A 6199-nucleotide genomic window follows, 5' to 3' on the forward strand; every position below is an offset into this window, starting at 1 on the left:
TCAGGTTAGTGCCCGTCCCGGTACTGCGGGTCCACGTCTTCGGGGGAACGCCCGAGCAGGTGCGCGACCTGCTCCACGACGACCTCGCGGACGAGGTCCTCCAGGTCGTCGTCGTCCAGCGCGCGGGTCTCCACCGGTCGGCGGTACACGACGACGCGCGCCGGGAGGCCCGCGTCGGCCGGGAAGCAGCGGCCCAGCGGGACGCCGCCCCGCTCCCACGGGGCGGGGTTCGAGGGCGGCACATCCTCGACGGCGAACTCGGTGCCCTCGAGCTGGCGGGACCATCGGCGCTCGAGCCGCTCCACCGCGGCGAGCACCAGGTCGTCGAAGCGCTCGGCGCGCGAACGGGCAGCGGGGACGCCCGCCGGGAGCAGCGGGCCGCGCAGGCCACGGCCGCGCCGGTCGCGGCGTCGCACCGGGCGGGGGTCGCCGGCGGGCTGGCGCTGGACGGGGGAGCTCACCTGGGCACTGTAGCCCGCGGCGGGCGGCGCGGCGTGGGCGCTGTCGGGCGCTCCCGAGCGGTACGGTCTGCCCTGTGAGATCCGTCCGGCAGTGTTCGCGCACGGCATGCGGCCGTGCAGCCGTCGCCACCCTGACCTACGTGTACGCGGACTCCACGGCGGTGCTCGGCCCGTTGGCCCACAACGCCGAGCCGCACTCCTACGACTTGTGCGTCGAGCACGCGGGCCGGCTCACGGCTCCGCGCGGCTGGGAGGTCGTCCGGCTCACTCCCGAGTTCGTCGAGGCGGGCCCGAGCCAGGACGACCTGCTGGCGCTCGCGGACGCGGTGCGCGAGGCGGGCCGCCCGCGCACGGGCACCGTTCCGGCGGTGTCCGAGCCGGCCTCCGGCCTGGCCCCGCTCGCGACGCTCGCGGAGGCGAACGCCCCACGGCGCGGCCACCTGCGCATCCTTCGGTCGGACGAGGGTTGATCGTCGGTGTCGATCCCCGGGCCGGAGAAGCGCTCCCGCGCGCCACGCAGCCGCGCTGCGGCGCCCTCGCAGCCGTTGGGCTCGTTGAGCCAGTCCGAGTCCCGGGCCGGCTTCCAGGTGGAGACGTGCTCCGAGTGCGGAGGGCAGTCGCTCACCCGGCTGCGGATGACGTTGGGCGACGGGCTCCCGGTCCTGTTCGTGTCGTGCCATGACTGCGAGGGCAAGGCGTGGTTCCGCGCCGACGCCGACGGCTCCGAGTTGACCCGCGACGACGTCATCGCGCGGAGCGGCAAGCGGGACCGCAAGGGCTGACGCGTCCGACGGCCCGCGCTCAGCGCGCGGCGAGCTCGGCCCGCACGGTGGAGCGGACGATGTCGGCGAGGTCCCGCTCCGCGCGCCAGCCCAGGACGTCGACGGCGCGGTCCACCGCCGCGACGACCTGCGGGGGATCGCCGACCCGGCGGCCGAGCAGCTCGGGGACGACGGGGACGCCGGTCGCCACGGCGAAAGCGTCCAGCACCTCGAGCACAGACGAGCCCACGCCCGTGCCGATGTTGAGCACGTGGTCGGCTGGCGGTCCCTCGGCGTCGCGGGCGGCCCCGGCCACGTCGGCCGGGGCCGCCACGTGGTCCAGCGCGGCCACGTGCGCGTGGGCGAGGTCCAGCACATGCACGTAGTCCCGGACGCAGGTGCCGTCCGGGGTGGGGTGGTCGGATCCGAAGACCAGCGGCGGCAGGCCGGCCCGCAGGCGGCGGAGCACGAGCGGGACGAGGTTCTGCGCGGCGGGGTCGTGCAGGTCGTCCCAGCCGGCGCCCGCGACGTTGAAGTAGCGCAGCGACAGGCACGCCAGGCCCCAGGCCCGCGCGGCGTCGCGCACCAGCCACTCGCCCGCGAGCTTCGTCTCCCCGTAGGGGTTCATGGGGACAGTGGGGGAGGCCTCGGTGACGAGCGCGGAGCCTGGGGCGCCGTAGACCGCCGCCGAGGAGGAGAAGACCAGCGACGGCACGTCCGCCTGCTCCATGGCCTCCAGGACGTGGGCCAGGCCGCCGACGTTCTGGCGGTAGTACCACGTCGGGCGCGCGACGGACTCGTCGACGCGTTTGCGCGCCGCGAGGTGGATGACCGCGCGGGCGCCCACCTCGACGAACAGCGCGGCGAGCCGCTCCACCGTGCTGTCCGCCGCCAGGTCGGCCACCTCGAGACGTGCGTCCCCGACCCGCTCGGCGCGCCCTGCGCTCAGGTCGTCGACGACGACCACCTCGTCGCCCCGGGCCGCGAGCAGCCGGACGATGTGCGCGCCGATGTAGCCGGCCCCTCCGGTGACGATCACCGTCATGTGGTCCCCCTGCTCGTGTGCCCCGGCGAGCATTCCCGATGCCGGGGACAGGCGCGCCTGCCGGTAGGGTGACGCTGTGTCATCCCCCACTGGTCAGACGCCCGATAAGTCCGCTGCGGACACCTTCCCGGACCTGTCCGGCCTGATCAAGGCCTATGACGTCCGCGGTGTCGTGCCCGCCGAGCTCAACCCCGAGGTCGCCCGCGCGATCGGCGCGGCCTTCGCCGACGTCGTGGTAGTCCCCGAGACGCCCGCCGGCCAGCGCCCGCGCGCGGTCATCGGCAACGACATGCGGCCCTCGGGCCCCGAGCTGGTCGCGGCCTTCGCCGACGGCCTGGCCGGACGCGGCGTCGACGTGACGCTGATCGGCCTGGCGTCCACCGACGGCCTCTACTTCGCCTCCGGCTCGCTCGACATCCCCGGCGCGATGTTCACCGCGAGCCACAACCCCGCGCAGTACAACGGCATCAAGCTGTGCCGCGCCGGCGCCCGCCCCGTCGGGCAGGACTCCGGACTCGCCCAGGTGCGCGAGCTCGCGTCGCGGTACCTCGCCCTCGGCGTGGAGCCCGTGGACGGCGTGGCCCGCGGCACGATCGACGAGCAGGACTTGCTGCCCGAGTACGCTGCGTTCCTGCGCTCGCTGGTCGACCTGTCCGGCATCCGCCCGCTCAAGGTCGTCGTCGACGCGGGCAACGGGATGGGCGGCTTCACCGCGCCGGCCGTGCTCGGCACAGGCGCCGGTCTGCCCGAGCTGCCGCTCGAGATCGTCCCGCTGTACTTCGAGCTCGACGGCACGTTCCCCAACCACGAGGCCAACCCCCTCGAGCCGGAGAACCTGCGCGACCTGCAGGCCGCTGTGGTCGAGCACGGCGCCGACATCGGGCTCGCCTTCGACGGCGACGCGGACCGCTGCTTCGTCATCGACGAGAACGGCGACCCCGTCAGCCCGTCGGCGATCACCGCCCTCGTCGGGCTGCGCGAGGTGGCCCGCGAACAGGCCGCCGGGCGGCCCACGCCCACGGTGATCCACAACCTCATCACGTCCCAGGTGGTGCCCGACCTGGTCGGCGCGACCGGGGCGACGGTGGTGCGCACCCGCGTGGGGCACTCGTTCATCAAGGCCGAGATGGCCAAGCACGACGCGGTCTTCGGCGGCGAGCACAGCGCCCACTACTACTTCCGTGACTTCTTCTTCGCGGACACCGGCATGCTCGCGGCGTTGCACGTCCTCGCGGCGCTCGGCGGCCAGGAGCACCCGCTGTCCGCCCTCGCGGAGATCTACCAGCCCTACTCGGCGAGCGGCGAGATCAACTCGCGCGTCGCCGACGTGCCCGCAGCGCGCGCCCGCGTGGTGCAGGCCTACGTCACCGAGGAGGGCGCGGGCCCCGTCACCGTCGACGAGCTCGACGGCTTGACGGTGTCGCACTGGGACGCCACCCCGCAGTGGTGGTTCAACCTCCGCGCCTCGAACACCGAGCCGCTGCTGCGGCTCAACGTCGAGGCCGCCGACGAGGACATCATGATCAAGGTGCGCGACGACGTGCTCGCGCTCGTGCGCCAGGCCGAGGAGGACTGACATGTCGGAAGAGAACACCGCTGTGGGGATTGAGCCGTGGCTGCGCGAGATCCTGCGCTGTCCGGTGACCGGGGCGACGCTCGTCGACGCCGTCGGCCCCGAAGGGCAGCCCGAACTGCACTCCACCGACGCCGAGAACCCGCTGGCGTACCCCGTGCGGGACGGCATTCCGGTGCTGCTCGCCGACGAGGCGCGCTCGCTGCGCTGACACGCTGACAGTGCCCCCGCACTGGCGTGCTGCCGGCCTGGGGCCGCTGCGCCGCCGCGAGTGTCGGTGGGGCTGTCCGCTGTGACCTAGTATTCCCGCTGGCCGTCGTCGCGGCGGCCAGCGTGAGCGTGCCGTACGGCCGCTGCGCCTGGTGCGACCAGGAGGAACACATGGCCCACGGTGGCGGCACGAAGGCGATCGTCGCGGCGCTGGTCGCCAACCTCGGCATCGCGGTGACGAAGTTCATCGCCTACCTGCTCACTGCGTCGAGCTCGATGCTGGCGGAGGCGGTGCACTCCCTCGCGGACTCCGGCAACCAGGCGCTGTTGCTGGTTGGCGGCCGCAGGGCGCGCCGCGCGGCGGACGCGCGCCACCCGTTCGGCTATGGGCGCGAGCGGTACGTGTACGCGTTCATCGTCTCGATCGTGCTGTTCACGCTCGGTGGCGTGTTCGCCCTGTACGAGGCGTGGCACAAGTGGGAGGACCCGCACCCGATCGACTCGTGGCAGTGGGTGCCCATCGCGGTGCTGCTCGCGGCCATCGTGATGGAGAGCTTCTCGTTCCGCACCGCCATCCGCGAGGCCAACCCGTTGCGCGGCTCGCAGTCGTGGACGCAGTTCATCCGCCGCGCCAAGGCGCCGGAGCTGCCGGTGGTGCTCCTCGAGGACTTCGGCGCGCTGGTCGGCCTGGTGCTGGCCCTCGGCGGCGTGTCGATGACGCTGGTCACCGACGACGGGCGCTGGGACGCGGCGGGCACGGCGTGCATCGGCGCCCTCTTGGTGGTCATCGCGGTGGTGCTCGCCCTGGAGACGAAGTCGCTGCTGCTGGGCGAGTCGGCCACGGAGCAGGACGTGGACGCGATCGAGGCGGCCCTGGTCGGGGACGGCGTCCGCTCGCTCATCCACTTGCGCACGCTGCACCTGGGGCCCGAGGAGCTGCTGGTCGCCGCGAAGATCGAGATCGCGCCGACAGCGTCCGCGGCGGAGATCGCGGCGGCCATCGACGCCGCCGAGCAGCGGGTGCGCGCCGCGGTGCCGATCGCCACGGCCATCTACCTGGAGCCTGATCTGCGCCGCGGGGCCACGGCAGCCGAGGCGGCCGCGGGCTGACGCGCGCATCGGCCACATGACGACGGGCCCGGACCGCTGTGCTGCGGTCCGGGCCCGTCATCGTGTGGTGCGAGGGTCAAGCCCTCAGCGGGCTTATGCCTGCGCGGCGGCCTTGAGGTCGTCGACGAAGGTCGGGTTCGCGTCGAGCCACGTGCGCACGGCGATCTCGGGGGAGGCGCCGTTGCCCTCATAGATGAGGTTCTCCAGCGAGAAGAGCTGCTCGTCGGTCAGGCGGAAGGCCTTGATCCAGGACGAGAGCGTCGGGTAGTCCGCGGTGAAGTCGGTGCGGCCCATCGAGTGGATCTCCTCAGCGGCGCCGAGCGCGCCCTCCGGGTCCTCGAGGTCGCGGATCGGGTACGCGTCGTAGGCCCAGTGCGGGCGCCACAGGGTCGCCACGATCTGCTCGCCCGCGTCGGTGGCGCCCTTGAGCTCGGCGAGCATCGCCGGCGTCGAGGAGATGAGCAGGTCCATGCCCTCGAGCCCGTAGGCCGGGATGACGGAGTCCTGGACGATGCGGGTCAGCCCGGCGCCCGCCTCGATGCCGACGATCCGGTTGCCGGCCGCGGACGACGCGTCGGCGAGGTCGCTGAGCGAGGTGATCGGCGAGTCCTCGTTGACGACGACTGTCAGCTTGGCGTTGTCGTACCAGGCGCCGAGGTCCTCCATGTCGTCGCCGTACTCGTCGAGGTAGTCCGCGTGCGTCTCCGGCAGCCACATGTCGAAGTTGACGTCGAAGTCACCGCCGGACATGCCCGTGTAGATGATGCCGGGGTCGGCCTCCTGGTTGGTGACCGTGTAGCCCTCGTCCTCGAGGATCGCCGCGAACAGGTGGGACACGGCGATGCCCTCGTCCCAGCCGGAGTGGATCCCGATCGAGACCGTGGACAGGTCGCCGTTGTCGAGGCGCTCGTCGGCGGCGTCGGCGGTGGCCGAGCAGGCGGTGAGGCCCAGCGACAGGACGGCGGCGGTGGCGAGGGCGAGATGACGTGACGTGCGGTGGGTCATGTTTCCTTCCTGGTGGCGTGCGGCGGGGCGCCGC

The 6199-nt window shown here is 73.2% G+C and carries 8 protein-coding genes; 5 read left to right on the top strand and 3 right to left on the bottom strand.

Annotated elements, in window-relative coordinates:
* Positions 1-5 precede the first annotated feature (5 nt).
* On the bottom strand, positions 6-461 hold the full coding sequence (locus QUV83_RS08050) for a metallopeptidase family protein (protein WP_289563719.1): 456 nt from the start codon (positions 459-461) through the stop codon (positions 6-8).
* Positions 462-535: 74 nt separating this feature from the next.
* Here QUV83_RS08050 and QUV83_RS08055 point away from each other — a divergent pair, with 74 nt between their 5' ends.
* Positions 536-931, top strand: a complete 396-nt coding sequence (locus QUV83_RS08055) for a DUF3499 domain-containing protein (RefSeq protein WP_289563721.1) — start codon at positions 536-538, stop codon at positions 929-931.
* Between the two features lie 6 nt (positions 932-937).
* Positions 938-1243 carry a hypothetical protein gene (locus QUV83_RS08060; RefSeq protein WP_289563722.1) on the top strand — a complete coding sequence of 102 codons (306 nt, stop codon included), beginning with the start codon at positions 938-940 and terminating at the stop codon, positions 1241-1243.
* Between the two features lie 19 nt (positions 1244-1262).
* Here QUV83_RS08060 and galE read toward each other — a convergent pair whose 3' ends face one another.
* The gene (gene galE / locus QUV83_RS08065) at positions 1263-2267 is read right to left on the bottom strand and encodes a UDP-glucose 4-epimerase GalE (protein WP_289563724.1); all 1005 of its coding nucleotides are present in this window, start codon (positions 2265-2267) and stop codon (positions 1263-1265) included.
* A 76-nt stretch (positions 2268-2343) separates the two neighbouring features.
* Here galE and QUV83_RS08070 point away from each other — a divergent pair, with 76 nt between their 5' ends.
* From QUV83_RS08070 to QUV83_RS08080, 3 genes are all read left to right on the top strand, one after another.
* Positions 2344-3843 (top strand): phosphomannomutase/phosphoglucomutase, encoded by a 1500-nt coding sequence (locus QUV83_RS08070; RefSeq protein ID WP_289563725.1) that lies wholly within the window; start codon positions 2344-2346, stop codon positions 3841-3843.
* A gap of 1 nt (position 3844) precedes the next feature.
* Positions 3845-4051, top strand: coding sequence for a Trm112 family protein (locus tag QUV83_RS08075; RefSeq protein ID WP_289563726.1), 207 nt, complete (start codon positions 3845-3847; stop codon positions 4049-4051).
* 170 nt (positions 4052-4221) lie between these two features.
* Positions 4222-5160, top strand: a complete 939-nt coding sequence (locus QUV83_RS08080; RefSeq protein ID WP_289563727.1) for a cation diffusion facilitator family transporter — start codon at positions 4222-4224, stop codon at positions 5158-5160.
* A 93-nt stretch (positions 5161-5253) separates the two neighbouring features.
* On the opposite strand, the gene QUV83_RS08085 is transcribed toward QUV83_RS08080, so the two are convergent.
* Positions 5254-6165: a glycine betaine ABC transporter substrate-binding protein gene (locus QUV83_RS08085; RefSeq protein ID WP_289563736.1), complete on the bottom strand. Its 912-nt coding sequence runs from the start codon at positions 6163-6165 to the stop codon at positions 5254-5256.
* Between the last annotated feature and the right edge of the window lie 34 nt (positions 6166-6199).

Source organism: Cellulomonas cellasea (assembly GCF_030372105.1).
GTDB classification, from domain to species: domain Bacteria; phylum Actinomycetota; class Actinomycetes; order Actinomycetales; family Cellulomonadaceae; genus Cellulomonas_A; species Cellulomonas_A cellasea_A.

Bases quoted from the DNA above. Each gene is read 5' to 3' on its own strand.
- galE (WP_289563724.1), bottom strand. From the start codon at position 2,267: ATGACGGTGATCGTCACCGGAGGGGCCGGCTACATCGGCGCGCACATC.
- QUV83_RS08080 (WP_289563727.1), top strand. From the start codon at position 4,222: ATGGCCCACGGTGGCGGCACGAAGGCGATCGTCGCGGCGCTGGTCGCC.
- QUV83_RS08075 (WP_289563726.1), top strand. From the start codon at position 3,845: ATGTCGGAAGAGAACACCGCTGTGGGGATTGAGCCGTGGCTGCGCGAG.
- QUV83_RS08085 (WP_289563736.1), bottom strand. From the start codon at position 6,165: ATGACCCACCGCACGTCACGTCATCTCGCCCTCGCCACCGCCGCCGTC.